The sequence below is a fragment of the Pseudomonas sp. CP-1 genome (assembly GCF_021213715.1).
GTDB lineage: Bacteria > Pseudomonadota > Gammaproteobacteria > Pseudomonadales > Pseudomonadaceae > Pseudomonas > Pseudomonas aeruginosa.
In genome coordinates, this window is the sequence record NZ_JAJQKY010000003.1 from 104,057 (window position 1) to 120,777 (window position 16,721).

At 68.0% G+C, this 16,721-nt stretch carries 20 protein-coding genes, 1 tRNA gene and 1 pseudogene; 13 read left to right on the forward strand and 9 right to left on the reverse strand.

All coding sequences use genetic code 11. The features are described 5' to 3' along the window. Positions 1-177 precede the first annotated feature (177 nt). Positions 178-1,533 (forward strand): 3-oxoacyl-ACP reductase, encoded by a 1,356-nt coding sequence (locus LT948_RS07440; protein ID WP_003161349.1) that lies wholly within the window; start codon positions 178-180, stop codon positions 1,531-1,533. Between the two features lie 110 nt (positions 1,534-1,643). Here the strand turns inward: LT948_RS07440 and LT948_RS07445 are convergent, their stop codons facing one another. After that, positions 1,644-2,645 carry an AraC family transcriptional regulator gene (locus LT948_RS07445; RefSeq protein WP_003095270.1) on the reverse strand — a complete coding sequence of 334 codons (1,002 nt, stop codon included), beginning with the start codon at positions 2,643-2,645 and terminating at the stop codon, positions 1,644-1,646. Between the two features lie 260 nt (positions 2,646-2,905). On the opposite strand from LT948_RS07445, the gene LT948_RS07450 reads away from it, so the two are divergent. The 4 genes from LT948_RS07450 (at position 2,906) to LT948_RS07465 (ending at position 5,582) form a co-directional block, all read left to right on the forward strand. Next, a complete protein-coding gene (locus LT948_RS07450; RefSeq protein WP_004365398.1) occupies positions 2,906-3,763 on the forward strand; it encodes a MaoC family dehydratase in 858 nt (285 codons plus the stop codon). Between the two features lie 81 nt (positions 3,764-3,844). Then, the gene (locus LT948_RS07455) at positions 3,845-4,150 is read left to right on the forward strand and encodes a nucleotide pyrophosphohydrolase (protein WP_003102255.1); all 306 of its coding nucleotides are present in this window, start codon (positions 3,845-3,847) and stop codon (positions 4,148-4,150) included. After that, complete coding sequence (locus LT948_RS07460; protein ID WP_003111303.1) at positions 4,147-4,896, forward strand: methyltransferase domain-containing protein; 750 nt, start codon at positions 4,147-4,149, stop codon at positions 4,894-4,896. The genes LT948_RS07455 and LT948_RS07460 overlap by 4 nt, the downstream gene beginning before the upstream one ends. A 65-nt stretch (positions 4,897-4,961) precedes the next feature. Then, entirely contained in the window at positions 4,962-5,582 is a 621-nt protein-coding gene (locus tag LT948_RS07465) for a DUF4136 domain-containing protein (protein ID WP_004365399.1), read from the forward strand. Here LT948_RS07465 and LT948_RS07470 read toward each other — a convergent pair. Beyond that, complete coding sequence (locus LT948_RS07470) at positions 5,567-6,502, reverse strand: glycerophosphodiester phosphodiesterase family protein (RefSeq protein WP_003102260.1); 936 nt, start codon at positions 6,500-6,502, stop codon at positions 5,567-5,569. The two genes, LT948_RS07465 and LT948_RS07470, sit on opposite strands and share 16 nt — an antisense overlap. 131 nt (positions 6,503-6,633) lie before the next feature. Between LT948_RS07470 and LT948_RS07475 the strand changes: the two genes are divergently transcribed. The 5 genes from LT948_RS07475 (at position 6,634) to LT948_RS07495 (ending at position 9,357) form a co-directional block, all read left to right on the forward strand. Continuing rightward, complete coding sequence (locus tag LT948_RS07475) at positions 6,634-7,197, forward strand: DUF4136 domain-containing protein (RefSeq protein ID WP_003095282.1); 564 nt, start codon at positions 6,634-6,636, stop codon at positions 7,195-7,197. Between the two features lies 1 nt (position 7,198). Next, complete coding sequence (locus LT948_RS07480) at positions 7,199-7,681, forward strand: GNAT family N-acetyltransferase (RefSeq protein WP_003135262.1); 483 nt, start codon at positions 7,199-7,201, stop codon at positions 7,679-7,681. Beyond that, on the forward strand, positions 7,671-8,048 hold the full coding sequence (locus LT948_RS07485; protein WP_003095286.1) for a DsrE family protein: 378 nt from the start codon (positions 7,671-7,673) through the stop codon (positions 8,046-8,048). Before LT948_RS07480 ends, LT948_RS07485 begins: the two co-directional genes overlap by 11 nt. Continuing rightward, positions 8,045-8,512, forward strand: coding sequence for a glycine cleavage system protein H (locus LT948_RS07490; RefSeq protein WP_003095288.1), 468 nt, complete (start codon positions 8,045-8,047; stop codon positions 8,510-8,512). Before LT948_RS07485 ends, LT948_RS07490 begins: the two co-directional genes overlap by 4 nt. Before the next feature lie 116 nt (positions 8,513-8,628). After that, a complete protein-coding gene (locus LT948_RS07495; protein ID WP_004365400.1) occupies positions 8,629-9,357 on the forward strand; it encodes a GrpB family protein in 729 nt (242 codons plus the stop codon). Positions 9,358-9,379: 22 nt separating this feature from the next. Here LT948_RS07495 and LT948_RS07500 read toward each other — a convergent pair whose 3' ends face one another. From LT948_RS07500 to LT948_RS07510, 3 genes are all read right to left on the reverse strand, one after another. After that, complete coding sequence (locus tag LT948_RS07500; protein ID WP_023108356.1) at positions 9,380-9,958, reverse strand: AAA family ATPase; 579 nt, start codon at positions 9,956-9,958, stop codon at positions 9,380-9,382. Next, positions 9,955-10,755, reverse strand: a complete 801-nt coding sequence (locus LT948_RS07505) for a class I SAM-dependent methyltransferase (protein ID WP_023435665.1) — start codon at positions 10,753-10,755, stop codon at positions 9,955-9,957. Before LT948_RS07505 ends, LT948_RS07500 begins: the two co-directional genes overlap by 4 nt. 295 nt (positions 10,756-11,050) lie before the next feature. Further along, positions 11,051-11,419 carry a hypothetical protein gene (locus LT948_RS07510; RefSeq protein ID WP_073657204.1) on the reverse strand — a complete coding sequence of 123 codons (369 nt, stop codon included), beginning with the start codon at positions 11,417-11,419 and terminating at the stop codon, positions 11,051-11,053. Positions 11,420-11,587: 168 nt separating this feature from the next. Here LT948_RS07510 and LT948_RS07515 point away from each other — a divergent pair. The 3 genes and pseudogenes from LT948_RS07515 to LT948_RS07525 all read left to right on the forward strand — a co-directional run. Beyond that, positions 11,588-12,022: pseudogene (locus tag LT948_RS07515) on the forward strand (tyrosine-type recombinase/integrase); the annotation flags it as partial. A 41-nt stretch (positions 12,023-12,063) separates the two neighbouring features. Next, complete coding sequence (locus LT948_RS07520; RefSeq protein WP_016254381.1) at positions 12,064-12,300, forward strand: type II toxin-antitoxin system ParD family antitoxin; 237 nt, start codon at positions 12,064-12,066, stop codon at positions 12,298-12,300. Further along, positions 12,297-12,632, forward strand: coding sequence for a type II toxin-antitoxin system RelE/ParE family toxin (locus LT948_RS07525; RefSeq protein WP_004365404.1), 336 nt, complete (start codon positions 12,297-12,299; stop codon positions 12,630-12,632). The genes LT948_RS07520 and LT948_RS07525 overlap by 4 nt, the downstream gene beginning before the upstream one ends. A gap of 92 nt (positions 12,633-12,724) precedes the next feature. Here the strand turns inward: LT948_RS07525 and LT948_RS07530 are convergent. The 4 genes from LT948_RS07530 to LT948_RS07545 form a co-directional block, all read right to left on the reverse strand. Next, positions 12,725-12,820: transfer RNA gene (locus LT948_RS07530), tRNA-Sec, on the reverse strand. 131 nt (positions 12,821-12,951) lie between these two features. Beyond that, complete coding sequence (locus tag LT948_RS07535; RefSeq protein ID WP_003095305.1) at positions 12,952-13,569, reverse strand: class I SAM-dependent methyltransferase; 618 nt, start codon at positions 13,567-13,569, stop codon at positions 12,952-12,954. A 94-nt stretch (positions 13,570-13,663) separates the two neighbouring features. After that, entirely contained in the window at positions 13,664-15,061 is a 1,398-nt protein-coding gene (locus tag LT948_RS07540) for an APC family permease (protein ID WP_003095306.1), read from the reverse strand. A gap of 48 nt (positions 15,062-15,109) precedes the next feature. After that, on the reverse strand, positions 15,110-16,516 hold the full coding sequence (locus LT948_RS07545) for an aminotransferase (protein ID WP_023092650.1): 1,407 nt from the start codon (positions 16,514-16,516) through the stop codon (positions 15,110-15,112). Positions 16,517-16,721 lie beyond the last annotated feature (205 nt).

Below are 16,721 nucleotides of genomic sequence, written 5' to 3' on the forward strand. Positions count from 1 at the left end.
TAACCTTAGCCGGTCGCGTCGCATTGGCCGCCCTGCCGTTATCCCGGTCAGCGCGGTCAATTGCGGCGAACAGGTGGCTGCGTAGAGTTGTCCACACTGTTACCCGCGTTCCCTCGGCATCGTTGGCCGGCGGAATCCACCTTCAGCCTTGGAGCCTTTCCACCGGGAGCCCGTTCCATGACCGATCGTTACATCGCCTTCGCCAACTCCCCCGTCGGCCGCCGCCTGGTTGGCGCCGTCGGCCTTCCCTCCCCGCTGCGCCTGGAGCGCTGGCAGGCCGGCCGGGTGCGGCCGGTGGACGGCCCGCTGGTGATCGGCGGGAGCGGCGCGCTGGCCGAGGCCGTGCTGCCCTTCGCCGGCAAGCTGACCGACGCGGTGTTCGCCGCCGTCGAGGGACAGTTCGAGCTGCCGCGCTGGACCGCCGAACACAGCCCGCGGGCCAAGGCGGTGCTGTTCGACGCCAGCGGCCTGACCCGCTTCGAGCAGTTGGTGGCGCTGCGCGACTTCTTCCAGCCGGTGCTCAAGGGCCTCGACACATGCCCGAAGGTGGTGGTCCTCGGACGCCCCCCCGAGTCTCTCAAGGACCCGGTCGCCGCCAGCGTGCAACGCAGCCTGGAAGGTTTCACCCGCTCCCTGGGCAAGGAAATCCGTCGCGGCGGCAACGTGCAGTTGCTGTACGTCGGCAAGGGCGCCGAGGACCAACTGGAAGGCGCACTGCGCTTCTTCCTCTCGCCGAAGAGCGCCTACGTCTCCGGCCAGGTGATCCGTCTTGCCGCCAACAGCGCCCAGGTCCACGACTGGAGCAAGCCGCTGGCCGGCCAGCGCGCGCTGGTCACCGGCGCCGCCCGCGGCATTGGCGCGGCCATCGCGGAAACCCTGGCGCGCGACGGCGCGGAAGTGGTGCTGCTCGACGTGCCGCCGGCCAGGGAGGCCCTCGAAGGCCTCGCCGCGCGCCTCGGCGGCCGTGCCGTGGCTCTCGACATCTGCGCCGCGGACGCCGGGCAGCAACTGGTGGACGCGCTGCCTGAGGGCGTCGATATCGTCGTGCACAACGCCGGGATCACTCGCGACAAGACCCTGGCGAAGATGAGCAGCGACTTCTGGAACTCGGTGATCAACGTCAACCTCAATGCCCCGCAGGTACTGACCCAGGCCCTGCTCGACGGCGGCAAGCTGCATGACAACGGCCGGGTGGTGTTGCTGGCGTCGATCAGCGGCATCGCCGGCAACCTCGGGCAGAGCAACTACGCGGTGAGCAAGGCCGGCCTGATCGGCCTGGCCCAGGCCTGGGCGCCGGCGCTGGGCAAGCGCGGCATCACCATCAACGCGGTGGCGCCGGGCTTCATCGAGACGCAGATGACCGCCGCCATTCCGCTGACCATCCGCGAGGCCGGCCGGCGGATGAACTCCATGAGCCAGGGCGGCCTGCCGCAGGACGTCGCCGAAACGGTGGCCTGGTTCGCCCAGCCGTCGTCCGGCGCGGTCAGCGGCCAGGTGCTGAGGGTGTGCGGGCAGAGCCTGCTGGGGGCCTGAGGCGGCCCCTGCCCCCCGGCGACAGGACGCCGACCCGGTAGGGCGGATAACGCCAACGGCGTTATCTGGCCCTGCACCGGGAAACCACCGGTAGCCCCTTCGGACAGGCCCTACCCGCGCCCCTGCTGCCCGCGCCGGCGGAACTCCACCGGCGTCTCGCCGACCCAGCGTTTGAACGCGCGATAGAAGGTGCTCGGCTCGGAAAACCCGGTGCGTTCGACGATCACTTCGATGCGCTCGTCGGTCTTCAGCAGCAGTTCCTTGGCCAGTCGGCAGCGGTAGTCGGTGACCAGGTCGTTGAAGCGCACTCCGGCCATCGCCAGGCGTTCGCGCAGACGTCGGGCCGGCATGCCGAGGCGCGCGGCGACCTGCTCCAGGGTGGCGCCTCCGTCCACCAGCAACTCGCCGATCAGTTCGCGGACCTGGCGCACCAGGTCCAGGCGCTCCACTTCGGCCAGTTGCCGGCGCGCCAGCGACTCGTGCATGCGCAGCAGTTCCGGGGCGGCGTGGCGCGAGGGTTTGTCCAGCACCGCGGCATCGAATACCAGCGCGTAGCGCGGCATGCCGAGGATCGTCGGGCAGCCGTAGACCGCACGGTAGCGCTCCATCGGCGCGCCGGTTTCGTTCATCAGTTGCACTTCCAGCGGCTTGAACTCACCCTCGGTGAGCGCGCCGAACAGGCGGATCACCGCGCCGGCGAGCATTTCCGGGAAGTGGCGGTTGATCGCCGGCGATTCGCCCAGCGACAGCACCGCGCGCTCGCCCTCCACCTCCAGTTGCGCCTGCAGGGTGTCGGACAGCAGGCGTACGTAGCGCAGGGAATGGCGCAGGCCGGCGCCGAAGGTATCGCTGGAGAGGAACAGGTATTCCAGGAGCAGGCCGTGGAACGCCGGCAGGTGCTCGGCCAGGTGCAGGCCGACATGCTCTTCGCCGCACTCGTCGGCGGCGGCCTTCCAGAACAGGTTCTGTGCGGAATGGGGGAAACGGCCGGCCGGCAGGCCACCCGGCGGCAGCCCGACACGGACCAGGACCCGGTCCGGATCGCAGCCGCTGGCGCGCAGGGCGTCGATCACCGGGCGCATCAGCGCTACATCGTCGGTCAGATCACGCATGGTGTTTTTTCTAGTTATCCATGGGGCGGGCCCATCTTAGGCAGCTTTGCCATCCCCTCTCAAGGAGAGGCCATAGAAATAACCCATCCCGCATGACGGAAAAACCCTCAGATCGACTAGCCGCCGGCGTGGTCGAAAATCTCGATGCAGACGCATTCCGGAGCCGATTGACCGCCCTGCCAGCGGCGTCGGCCAGGCGGCCAATGCCTGCTGCGGGTGCTCGACTAAGCTGACAGCCACCTATTTCGAGGAGATGTCCAATGCCCACCGCCTGGCTCGACCTGCCCGCCCCACCCGCCCTGCCCGGCCTGTTCCTGCGCGCCGCACTGCGCCGCGGCATCCGCGGCAAGGCCCTGCCCGAGCGCGGCCTGCGCAGCCAGGTCACGGTGGACCCGAAGCACCTCGAGCGCTACCGCCAGGTCTGCGGCTTCCGCGACGACGGCCTGCTGCCGCCGACCTACCCGCACATCCTCGCCTTCCCGCTGCAGATGGCGCTGCTCACCGACAAGCGCTTCCCCTTCCCGCTGCTCGGTCTGGTCCACCTGGAGAACCGCATCGACGTGCTGCGCGCGCTCGGCGGCCTCGGCCCGTTCACCGTGAGCGTCGCGGTGGAAAACCTGCAACCGCACGACAAGGGCGCCACCTTCAGCATCGTCACCCGCCTGGAAGACCAGCTTGGCCTGCTCTGGGTCGGCGACAGCAAGGTGCTCTGCCGCGGCGTCAAGCTGCCCGGCGAGATTCCGCCGAAAGCCGAGCAGGAGCCGCTGCCGCTGGAGCCGGCCGACAACTGGAAGGCGCCCGCCGACATCGGCCGGCGCTATGCCCGTGCCGCCGGCGACTACAACCCGATCCACCTGTCGGCGCCCAGCGCCAAGCTGTTCGGCTTTCCCCGCGCCATCGCCCACGGCCTGTGGAACAAGGCTCGCAGCCTGGCCGCCCTCGGCGAGCGGCTGCCGGCCTCGGGCTATCGGGTCGAGGTGCGCTTCCAGAAGCCGGTGCTGCTGCCGGCCAGCCTCACCCTGCTGGCCAGCGCGGCGGCGGCGGACGGCCAGTTCAGCCTGCGCGGCAAGGACGACCTGCCGCACATGGCCGGGCATTGGAGCCGGCTACAGGGCTGACGCCGGTCCGCCATGCCTTGAAGCTTCGGGCGCAAAGCCCGAAGCTATGCGGCTGCTTACCGCCACCGCGAAGAATCCCCCATGGACCTGCACGAACTCACCGCGCGCCTGCACGCCATCCGCGACCGCAACGACTGGCGCCAATTCCACAGCCCGAAGAACCTGGCCATGGCCGCCAGCGTCGAGATGGCCGAACTGGTGGAGATCTTCCAGTGGCTGACGGAAGACCAGTCGCGCACGCTGTCGGCCGAGCAGCTCGAACACGCTGGCCAGGAAGTTGGCGACATCGTCCTTTATCTGCTGCTGTTCTGCGGGGAAACCGGCCTCGACCTGGAACAGGTAGTGCGCGCCAAGCTGGCCGACTGCGAACGGCGCTTCCTGCCATGAGCGACCGCCACTTCGACGAACTGGCGACGCGCTTCGCCGAAAAGATCTACGGCGGCGCCAAGGGTGCGATCCGCCTCGCGGTACTCCAGGCCGACCTCGCCGAGGCCCTCCCGGAGCGACCTCTGCGGGTCCTCGACATCGGCGCCGGGCTCGGCCACATGTCGCTCTGGCTGGCCGCTCGCGGCCACCGCGTAACCCTCGCCGAGCCAGCGCAACCCATGCTCGACGGCGCCCGCCAGCGCTTCGCCGAAGCCGGGCAGGCCGCCGAATTCATCCAGGCGCCCTGGCAGGAACTGCTCGGCCAGCTCACCGAGCCCTACGACCTGGTGCTCTGCCACGCCGTGCTCGAGTGGCTGGCCGAACCCCATGCGATCCTGCCGGTGCTGCACCAACTCTGCGCACCCGGCGGCTGGCTGTCGCTGGCCTTCTACAACCGCGACGCGCTGATCTACCGCAACCTGCTCAAGGGCCACTTCCGCAAGCTGCGCAAGGAGCGCTTCGCCGGCGAGGGGCAGAGCCTGACCCCGCAGCGCCCGCTCGACCCGCGCGAGCTGGAACAGGCGCTGGCAGCGCGTTGGCGCATCGAGGCGCGCAGCGGCGTGCGGGTGTTCCACGACTACATGCCGAGCGAGTTCCAGGCCAAGGCCGAACGGCTCGACCTGGTGGAAATGGAACTGGCCTACCGCCGCCACCCGGCCTTTGCCGGGCTTGGCCGCTACCTGCACTGGCTGTGCCGCCCGCAATGAAAGGCGCAGAATGCAGTCTGAGCCTGCAAGGGCCGCCGACGTAGCGCGGCCACGGAGCGTCGAGCATGCAATCGCGACTGTTGATCCTGCCGTTACTCGCCAGCCTGGCCGCCCTCGGCGCCTGCCAGGGCGACAATCCCTACCGCGCCAGCTCCCTGCCCTACCCGCCGCAGCCGGCCGCCGCGGCCAATCCCGGCCTCGATCCCGGCACCTACCCGGCGGCGCCGCGCGACTACGCCCGCTACCGTAGCTGGAGCTGGGCCGCCGCCGGGGTCAGCGGCTTTCCCCAGGGCCTGGACGACAACCAGTTGCGCGACGCCGTCAGCCAGCAGCTCGACCAGCGCGGCCTGCGCCCGGCGCGGCCGGGCAGCGCGGCCGACCTGCAGGTCAGCGCGTTCCTGCGCAACGAACTGCGCACCCGCCAGGTCACCGACTACTACGGCGGCTACTACGGCAACTACGGCGGCTGGCGCGATCCCTGGTACGGCTATGGCGCCAGCTACCCGGTGACCCGCAGCTACACCGTGCAGGTCACCGTGGTCCGCGTCGAGCTGAACGACGCCCGCAGCGGCCAGCCGGTGTGGGGCAACAGCGCCGAGTTCGACTCCGGCGACTCCGTCAGCGAACAGGCCAAGGCCCTGCGCGAAGCGGTGAAACGGGCGCTGTCGAGCTACCCGCCGGGCTGATCGGCGAGCACCCGGCGGCGGATCGCCTCCATCTTCCTGGGCGAGTTGCTCATCACCGCGTCGGCGCCCAGGGCGCGCGCGGTGCGGTAGTCCTCGGCGGTCTCGATGCCGAACATCACCACCTTCACCGGCTCGCGGCGCACGCAGTCCATCGCTTTGCGCGTCCACAACTGCGCCGCCGGCACCTTGTAGGAGGACTCGCCAAGGGTGAAGCGCTCGGTCACCGTCAGTTCGCGGCGCAGCTCGATGCCCATCCAGGTGCCGCCGGCCGGCGGTGCCTCGCAGCGCTCGCCGAAGGCCAGGCCGACCAGGCGGTTGCGCGTCGCATCGCGGCTTTCGAACTGTCGCGCGCGGTCCGCGTAGCGCTGCGTCAGGTAGTCGTTGGCGGCCTTCTCGGTGGAATAGAAACGCACCCGCGACCAGGCCTTCTGCCGTTCCAGCTCGCCGGCCACGGCATCGACCAGCGGCTCCACCGGCAGCGACTTCATGTCGAGGAACACCGGCACCTGCGGCGGGATCGCCCGTAGCGCCTGGCGCAGCGTCGGAATCCGCAGCGGCTTCTGGCGGTAGGGATAGCTGCCGTCCTCGGCCTTGAACATATAGCCGGCGTTCAAGCGCGCCAGCTCGGCCAGGCTCGACTGGCCGACCGCGCCGGCGCCCTGGGTCAGGACCGCCAGGTCAGCGGGGCGATAGAGTACCGGATGGCCATCGGCGCTCAACTGCACCGACAGCCATAGCGCGTCGGCGCCGTTGTCCAGCGCCTTGCGGATCGCCAGCAGGGTATTCTCCGGGTAGTCCGCGGTGCCGGCGCGATGGGCCACCAGCAGCGGGCCCGGGCCATCCGCCGGTACCACCGAGCGTGCCTCGACGCAGCCGGTCAGCGACAGGCCCAGCAGCAGGATCGCAATACTTCGATTCATTTCATTCTCCCGTCGCGCCCTATAGGGCGGGTGCTCGCCAACGTTACTTGTGGAGACGCTTCAAACCCGCGTTTCCTCTTGCCTTTCATCCGGCACTGAGCTTGGATGTCAACTCTGACTGGAGAAAAACCATGATCCGCCGAATCCTGCTGCTCGGCCTGCTCCTCAGCCTCGCAGCCTGCGAAACCACCCAGCTCGACCGCGACTTCGACAGCTCCCGCGACTTCGCCGCCTACCGTAGCTGGAGCTGGTCGCAACCCGCCTTCGAATACCGCCCCGACGACCCACGCATCAAGAGCGACCTCACCGAGCAACGCATCCGCGAAGCCGTCGCCCAGCAGCTCGACCAGCGCGGCCTGCGTCCGGCCCAGGGCAACGCCAGGGGCGACGTCACGGTGCGCGCCTACCTGATCGTCGACGATCGCCAGGACCAGATCACCACCAACTACGGCGGCGGTTACTGGGGCGGCTACTGGGGAGGGTACTGGGGCGGCCCGGCGATGGCCGAGACGCGCACCGTGAATTACAAGGTTGCCACCCTCCAGGTCGACCTGTTCGACGGCAAGGACGGCAAGCTGGTCTGGCGCGGCAGCGGCGAGCAGATCATGCGCACCAGCCCGCCGAGCCCGGCCGAGCGCGAGCAGGCGATCCGCGAGACGGTGCAGAAAGTCATGTCGCAATACCCGCCGCGCTGACATGCAGCTCAGCCACCGCCCGGCGGAGACCGGCGACCTGGAGACGGTCGCCGGCTTCCCCCAGGACCGCGACGAACTCTTCTATTGCTACCCCAAGGCGATCTGGCCGTTCAGCGTCGCCCAACTGGCCGCCGCCATCGCCGAACGTCGCGGCAGCACCGTGGCCGTGCACGACGGACAGGTGGTCGGCTTCGCCAACTTCTACCAGTGGCAGCACGGCGACTTCTGCGCCCTCGGCAACATGATGGTGGCGCCCGCCGCGCGCGGCCTGGGCGTGGCCCGCTACCTGATCGGGGTCATGGAAAACCTCGCCCGCGAACAGTACAAAGCGCGCCTGATGAAAATTTCCTGCTTCAACGCCAACGCCGCCGGACTGCTGCTCTATACCCAGCTCGGCTACCAGCCGCGCGCCATCGCCGAACGCCACGATCCGGACGGCCGGCGCGTGGCGCTGATCCAGATGGACAAGCCCCTTGAACCCTGACACCCACGCCCAGCGCGTCCTCATCATCGTCTCCAGCGGCCCGAGCACCCCGGCCCGCTGCGCCGCGCCCTTCCACACCGCCACCCTGCTGGCCTGCATGGACGCCGAGGTGACCCTGTTCCTCAGCGGCGAAGGCGTGCAGTTGGCCCGCCGCGCCGTCGCCGACCAGTTGCGCGCGCTGGACGGCGGCGAGCCGCTGCGCCACTTCATCCGCCAGGCCCGCGAGGCCGGCGCGCGCCTGCTGATGTGCCGCCAACCCGGGGTGAACATCGACGAAAGCGAACTGATCGAGGAACTCGACGAAATCTCCAGCGGCGGCGAACTGGCACGGCTGATCCTCGAATCCGAGCGGGTGCTGACCCTATGAGCGCGAACCTGCACGGCCTGGAATTCCCCGACGGGCTGTTCTACGCCCCGGACTACAACCTGTGGCTGCGCGAGGAAGTCGACGGCAGCCTGACCCTGGGCCTGAGCGCCTACGGCTGCGCGTTGTATGGCGAAATCTTCGCCTTCACCCCCAAGCGCGACGGCTGGCACATCGAACGCGACCGCAGCTTCGGCGTGGTCGAGTTCGCCAAGGCTGCCTCCTCGGCCCGCAGCCCGTTGGCCGGGACCCTGCTGGCGAGCAACCCGGCGGTGGTCAAGCGCCCGGCGCTGATCAACCGGGATTGCTACGGCGAGGGCTGGATGGTGCGGCTGCAACCGGACGACTGGGCCTCGGCGCGGGGAGCGTTTCTCCAGGGAGACGCGGCGCGGGAGGCATTCGCCGAGCGCATGCGCCTGGATGGGTTCGATCCGCAGCATCCAGGGGTGCAGGCGCTGGACTTCTGAGACTCCCGGGTTTTACCCGCACCCCGCTCGCGGAAGGCGGATAACGCCGCTGGCGTTATTCGCCCTACCCCAGCTCCCCATCGCCGCCAATCTCCCGCATATCCCCGGAGTCCGCCATGTCCTCACCCCAACCGCCCCGCTTCGACGGCCAACGCTGGAGCAACGCCGACGACGACCGCATCGAGGTGCTGCCCGCCGACCCCGCCTGGCCACAACGCTTCGCCGCCGAAGCCGAGGCCATCCGCACGGCACTGGCGCTGCCCGGGCTGGGCATCGAGCATGTCGGCAGCACCGCGGTGCCCGGGCTCGACGCCAAGCCGATCATCGACATCCTCCTGCTGCCGCCGCCCGGCCACGATCCGCAGCGGCTGGTAGCCCCGCTGGAGGGCCTCGGCTACCAGTTCTGGCGCGAGAACCCGAACACCCAGCGGATGTTCTTCGTCAAAGGCATGCCGCCCTTCGGCCATGGCCGCACCCACCATGTCCATGTCATGCCCCTGGCCCAGGCCGACCGCTACCTGCTGTTCCGCGACTGGCTGCGCAACCACCCCGACGACGCCCACCTCTACGCCGAAACCAAGCACGCCCTGGCCCGCCGCTACCCCACCGACCGCGAGGCCTATACCCGTGGCAAGGACGAGGTCGTCGCAAGGATTCTCGGCCGGGCGCTGGCGGCGACGCGGCACCCAATGATACAGAGTGGCCTGGTAAGGGGAGAACGCGAAATGCACGCCAGGGAACTGCGTGAAACGCTGGTCGCCGGCGCGGAATCGACGCCAGGCGGCCCCGCCGATACAGCCTATTTCGAGTTGCTGCGCAGCCGGGTAAGCAAGCCCCAGGACTGAGGCGGATAGCGTGCTTCGCTCACTACTGCGACTGTGCGAGCACGGCTTCCACCAACCTCTCGATCACCTCCCCCACCCTCCCCGGCTCGCCAACCTCCACCCAGCGCAAATGCGCGAACCGCGGATCCTCGCGCAGGCCGGTGTATTTGCGGCGGTTGCCTGCGAAGGTGGTCCATGACCAGAGCAGGATCGAATCCCTGGAGCAGAACGCCATCCGCAGCGATTCACGATTGCCGTGGGACAGGCGGGTGCGCAGCAGGCTCCGGGCCAGGGTGCGGCGAAGGACCCGGGAGAACACCGTCCAGCGCCCGAAATTCAGCCATACCACGTGGGTGGCGCGGCCCCAGAGCAGCTCGCGGACGGCGCTGTAGTTGCCGTCGGCGACCCAGCGCGGCCCCGTCGTCGCCTGCTCCACGGCGTGCTCGAAGCGTTCGTGGGGCACGGCTTGCCAGCCGGGGCCCCAGTAGAGTCGGTCGAGTTCGACATGCGTACAACCCAGCCTGGCGGCCAGCGCGGCGGAGAAGGTCGACTTCCCGGCCCCGCTGGTGCCGACCACCACCACACGCAGCGGCGCGCCTCGCTCGGCCTCGACGCGAGTCATGCCTTGACCGCGACCAGCGTGTAGCACATCGGGATCGCCAACGGTCCGTCCTCGTAGAGGTCGTAGAGTTCCTCGCGGTTCGAGTGCGGGTACTCCTTGAAGTGACTCAGGCGCAGGCCGGCGCCGAGCAGCCCGCCGAGGATGTCGCCGAGCGGGTGGACGTACCAGTAGCTGGCGATGCCGGTATCGCTGCCGCTGCCTTCGTAGACGATGGCCTCCCGGGATACGTGGGGCGTGTCGGTGAAGTAGTCGTTGCGCAGTTCGAACGGTCGCTCCGACTCAGGTTCGAGCATCTCCAGGAACGGGTGGGTTTCATAGATCGCCAATTGCCCGCCCGGCTTCAGCAGGCCGCTCACCGAGGCGAAGAAGCGCGCGATGTCGGGCATCCAGTTGAGCACACCGATGGTGATCAGCAGCAGGTCGAACTGACCGTTCAGCTCGGCCGGCAGCTCGTAGGCATTGGCTTCGACGAAACGCGGCTGGTGCGGCGAGCGCTCGGCCAGGTGTCGCGCCTGGGCGAGGAAGGCGGCGGACTGGTCGATCCCCACCGCCCGCGCAACGCCGAAGGCGTACAGCGAAAGCACTTCCCGGCCGTTGTTGCAGCCGACCTGGATCGCCGCCTTGCCGGCCAGGTCCAGATTGCGCAGCACGCCAGCCAGGGTCTCGTCCAGGCAACTAAAGCCGGTTTCCTGTACCGCCAGCGACAATTCCTGCCAGCCGCTGCCACGCAGGTGACTGTCGGCGGACGCGTCCCAGGCGCGTCGGTTGCTTTCCACCGCGTGTTCAAGATCCGTCATGCGAAAACCTCAGAAGTGTTCCCAGGAAGGCCAGCCGAGTCGCGAACCCGCAGCCCACTCAATCACGGAATTGCAGCCCGATATGGGCTCGGCAGTCGCGTCGTTCCAGGCTGCCTTCCTGGAAAACGCCACAGGCGCGGTCCTTCAGAGGCAGCGTCTGTGCCACCACGGTCACCCGCACCTCGTTCGCCGGTTGGCGCTGCTCGGCGGGTCGCGGCGCCTGACGCCGGCCGTTCAGGTTGTCGGCCCCGCCTGGCGGGATGCGCCGGCGCGTCGCGGCGATCCGCCTGCATGCTCAATAGAGACCGGTGGCGCTGCCCCGCTCGAACAGCGGCACCTGGTTGGCCAGGATCATGTTGTAGCTGAGCATGAACGGCACCCCGCCGTCGCTTTCGGCGATCTGGCTTACCCAGCCGATGGGGTTGTTGAACAGCGATTCGTCGGGGCTGAGCACGCCGACGGCGGCGCTGTCCGGGTCGCCGTCCCAGGTCACGTCGCCCCAGTGCCAGCCGAGGCCACGCACGTACTGCGCCCCGATCAGAGCGCCGAGGGCGAAGACCGCCTCGTCGTCGAGGCTGCACCCCTGCTCCCTCGCATCGCGCACGTAGTCGGTGACGGCGGCGACGATCTGCGCCGGTGTCTCGTCCGCGGCGACGCCAAGCAAGGCGAGCCCCTGTGCCTGCAAGTCCGCCAGTTGCTGTTGCAGGTCCGTTGAAAGCGGATTGATCTCGGCCATCCCTGTTCTCCCGAGGCAAGGGTGCGCACCCGTTCGCCGGGCGCGCCATGAAGCGCGTTATCTTACGGCTTCGCGGCGACGAAAGCGCCACCCCCAGCCAAACGTAGCGAGGCGCAAGGGCTGACCCTGGATCGGGTCCGGGATGGTGCGGTGCAATTCGTCAACACGAAGTCAAAGCGTCGTCGCTCGGTCCCGATACCTCCAGAACTGGAACAACGCCTGTAGTCGCACCTGCGCCGCTACGGCAAGTTCTCCAACTGCCGCGACAGCTTCGACTTCGCCGTGAAAATGTCCGGTGTCGCCCTCCCTCGTGGGCAGAAATCGCATGTGCTCCGCCACACGTTCGCCTCGCACTTCATGATGAACGGCGGCAACATCCTGACCCTGCAAAAGATTCTCGGGCACTCGTCGCTGACCCTGACCATGCGGTATGCGCACCTCGCCCCGGACTTCCTGCAAGAGGTGATCAGACTCGGCCCGCTGAAAGACTTTCGTCACCTGCTCGATGCCGGGAAGGATCACGAGTGTTAGTATGCTTTGGCAAATTTTGCCATTCCAGAGAGACTGGTCCCATGAGCACGATGAACATTTCCCTGCCGGATACGCTCAAGAACTTCGTCGATGAGCAGGTCAGCCAGCGTGGTTACGGCACCAGCAGCGAGTACGTGCGCGAGCTGATTCGCAAGGATCAGGACCGTCAGCGTCTGCGGGGCCTGCTGATCGCCGGCGCGGAGTCGGTGCCTGCGGGACCTGCCGACGGTGACTACTTCGAATCGCTTCGCACACGGGTCCGTAAGGCTCGGGGATGAAGGCGAAGCCCGTCATACCACGCGTACTCGCCAATCAGGACGTTGAAGCGGCTGTCGATTACTACCTCAGCGAAGATGCCGAACAGGCTGCTCTGGGGTTCATCGATGCACTGGAAAAGGCATACGCCCATATTGCCCGTCACCCTGCCAGCGGCTCATCCCGCTACGCCCATGAGCTGGATTTGCCGGGGCTGCATTGCTGGCCACTCAAGCGCTATCCCTACCTGGTTTTCTATGTCGAGCGCGACGACCACATCGATGTGTGGCGCGTACTCCACGGCATGAACGATATCCCGTCCTGGATGCAGGCTGGCGAGAGCGCACCGCACTGAAAGTCCTTCGACACTTTTTCGACACTGAGTGTTTTGAGAGACTGGGGGATTTTCTGGAAGCCTAGAGCCGCAAGGGCTACAGGCTGGAGAATTGGCGGAAGGCAGTGGGAGTCGAACCCACCCAGGAACGGCTGCCGTCCCCCACCGGATTTGAAGTCCGGCCACGCCACCGGGCGTGATTGCCTTCCTCTTTGATTTGCAAGAGGTTTTCCTCGAGACGGGAGCTTATCAGGCCGGGGTCCGAAGAAGAAATGCCGGATGTCATGGAAAGTCGTTCGCATGGCCGGGCGAGCAGAGCGTAGCCCAGCCACGGAGCGCTTCACAGGCGTTTCAGGCAATGGCAGTAGACGAAGTGCTGGACCCGGCCGGCGGGAGTGACGTGGTGTTCGTCGCGGTGCTCGGTGAGCTGGAAGGCGGAGCCGAACTCGGCGTGCAGTTCGTCGGCGTCGTAGCGCATGACCGGCAGGCCGCTGCATTCGGTCGGGCCGTCGGCGGCGAAGGTGGCGACGATCACATGGCCGCCGTGGCGGACCGCCTTCATCACCTGGCGCACGTAGGCGCGGCGGGCTTCGGCAGTGGTAAGGAAGTGGAACACGGCGCGGTCGTGCCAGACATCGTAGGTGGCTTCCGGCAGGTCGACGCCGGTGATGTCGCCGGCGATCCAGCGCACCTCTTCGCCGCGCGCGCCGAGGCGGTTGCGGGCGACGCGCAGGGCGGCGTCGGAAAGGTCGAGCACCGTCAGGTCGCCGAAGCCTTCGGCGAGCAGGCCGTCGACCAGGGTCGAGGCGCCGCCGCCGACATCGATGATCGCCGCCTCGCGGGGCGCGCCGATGCGTCGGATCAGGTCGAGGGACAGCGTGGCCTCGGCCTGGAACCAGCTCACCGCGTCGGACGGCTTGCTCTCGTATACCCGTTGCCAGTGCTCTCGTTCGGACATGACGACCTTCTCCGTGTTGCGCTGCGACCCATTACCCACCAAGGGCGTTAACGGCACATTAACGCCATAGGCGCTGTTGCGACAGGGCCGCTCCTCAACCGTAGGCACCGCGCAGAGACATCACGCCGCGCCTTCGCGCCGCCTGGCGGATCAGCAGTTCGCCCACGGCCAGGGCCAGCGCCACGCCGCCGACGATCTTGCCGGCGTAGGCCCAGTCCATCGGCGCGCCTGGGGTGACGACGAACAGGCCGATGCCGGCCAGCACATGCAGCGCGACGAACAGCGCCCAGAGACTGGCCAGGCGGTCGCCCAGCGGCATCCGGTAGGGCCGTGGGCGCGGGTCGGCGCGGCGCAGGCGGACGAAGGCCAGGCACATCAGCACGTAGGGCATCATGAAGACCATGGCGAAGATCGACAGCAGGGTCCAGAACAGTTCCTCGGCAGTGTGCGCCACCAGGCCGTAGAGCAGCAGCAGGACGATGCTCACCGTCGAGGCCAGCACCGCCGAGCCGATCGGCGTGCCGTGGCGTGGATGGACCACACCGAACAGCGCCGGCAGCTCGCCGGCCTTGGCCGCTTCCACCGCGGCACGATTGGTGCCCATGCTCCAGGTGACCATGTTGGTGAAGAGGGTGAACAGGACGAAGGCGCCGACCAGGTCGGCGAGCATCCCGCCGGCGCCGTCGTGGCCGTAGATGTTGTAGAGGGTGTGGGCGAAGATCCGGGTGACGTCGGTTTCCTCGGCCGGTACCGCGGCCAGCACGCCGAGGGTGCCGAAGATATTGAAGGCGCCGACGATCAGCCCGGAGATCAGCACCGCGCACGGGATGTCGCGGCGCGCGTTGCGCATCTCCGCGGCGCTGCAACAGGCCAGCTCGGTCCCCATGATGCCGTAGACCATCACTCCCAGCGCGGCCATCTGGCCCGGCGAGGACGGGACGATGGAGTCCAGGCTGAAGTCGTTGGCGAAGCCATGGTTCCAGCCGTGGTGCAGGCCGCCGACGCCCAGGGCGAGCACCGCGAGCAGCTTGAGCAGCGCGCCGAGGTTCGGCAGCCATTTGCCCAGGCGCAGCGCGACCACGTTGAACGCCGCGGTGAGCAGCGCCAGGGCGATGCCGATGGCGATCTTGCCCCAGAGGCTCAGCTCGGGGAAATAGAAGGCGCCGAGCATGCTGCCGAACAAGGTGTAGACCGAAGGCATCCACAGTGCGTTGTTGACCCAGTACATCCATGACACCCGGGCCCCCCAGCGGAAGCCGAAGGCGCTACGCACCCAGTGGTAGACGCCGCCGTTGGCGGGGAAGGCGGTGCCCAGCTCGGAGGTCATCATGGCCATCGGCAGGAACAGCAGGAGCAGAACGTAGAGCCACCAGAACAGGCTCGACGGACCGAGGGAAGAAGCCAGGGCGATCTGGTCCATGAAGAGCATCGCCGAGACCGTGTAGAGCACCACATCGCGCAACCGCAGGACCTTGTTCTTGTTGTCGTCCATTGGGGTTCTCCTGAATGTTCGGGTGGGGCGCCGGCGGCGCCCCGGCGCTTACCGGTGACCGGCGCGGACAAGGTCCTCCACGGTTTCCTCGATGCTCTCGCGCAGCACCCGGACCACGGTATCGACCTGTTCGCGGGTGAGGATCAGCGGCGGCGACATCACGTTCAGGTGGACGATCGGACGAACCAGCAGGCCGCGCTTCTGCGCCCGCAGGTGGACCCACTCGCCGATGTTCAGGCTTTCCGGGAACAGCGCCTTGCTCGCCTTGTCGGCGACGAACTCGACACAGGCCATGAAGCGCATCCCGCGCACGTCGCCGACGATGGGCAGGTCGCGGAGGCTTTGCAGGCGCTCCTCGAAGTAGCGGCCGACCTCGTCGGCGTGGGCGAGCAGGCCCTCGCGCTCGATGATCTCGATGTTCTTCAGCGCCGCCGCGCAGGCCACCGGGTGGCCGGAGTAGGTGAAACCATGGCTGAAGCAGCGGCCCTTGTCCGGCTCGGCGATCACCTCCCAGATGCGCCGGGAGAAGATGCACGCGCCCAGCGGCTGGTAGCCGGAGGTGAGGCCCTTGGCGGTGAGGATGATGTCCGGCTGTACGCCGAACACCGCCTGGCTGGCGAAGAAGTGGCCGAGGCGGCCGAAGGAGGTCACCACTTCGTCGGAGATGTACAGCACGTCGTAGCGCTGGCACAGCTCCCACATCCGCCGGTGGTAGCCCGCGGGCGGGACGATCACGCCGCCGGAGCCGAACACCGGCTCGGAGATGAACGCCCCCACCCGGTCGGCGCCCAGTTCGAGGATCTTGCGTTCGAACTCCTCCACCAGGCCATCGAGGAACTCGGCCTCGCCCAGTCCTTCCGGAGCGCGGTAGTAGTAGGGACAGGCGAGGTGGTGGATGCGCTCGTCGAGGAAGTCGAACTCGGCCGGCCGATCGGCGCTCTTGCCGCCCAGCGACATGCCGAGGAAGGTCGAGCCGTGGTAGGCGTTGATCCGCGTGATGACGTGCTTCTTGGCGCGCTTGCCGCGGCAGTTCTGGTAGTAGTGCATGAGGCGGATCGCGGTGTCCACGGCGGTGGAACCGCCGGTGGTGAGGAACACGTGGTCGAGGTCGCCGGGGGCCAGCTCGGCGAGCTTGCGGCAGAGTTCGATGGCGCGCGGGTTGGCCATGTCGCAGAAGGGATTGGAATAGGCCAGCAGGCGGGTCTGCTCGGCCACGGTGCGAGCCATTTCCTCGCGCCCCAGGCCGATGTTGGTGCACCACATGCCGCCCACCGCGTCGAGGTAGCGGTTGCCGGCGGTGTCGTAGATATAGGCGCCGTCGCCGGCGGCGATGTTCAGCGAGCCGTTGACGCGGTGGTCGTCGAACACGTGGTAGCCGTGCATGTAGTGGGCCTGGTCGGCACGGACCAGGTCGGCGTCGCCGAGGGGGGACGTGGCGTGCAGTCTTGCGTTCATCGGGCTGTCGCTCTTCTCGGATGGATGCTCCGAGGGTGCAAGAGCACCGCGCGGCGGGCCATACCCCATTTTGGGGTAAGCGCTGGGTGCGGCCGACGCGGCTTGCTATCCTGCGGCGACAACGACAAGAACGAGCCGTACCGTCCATGCAGGCCATCGCCCCGAACGCCCTCGACCGCTGGCACGAACACCTGGCGCTGGCGAT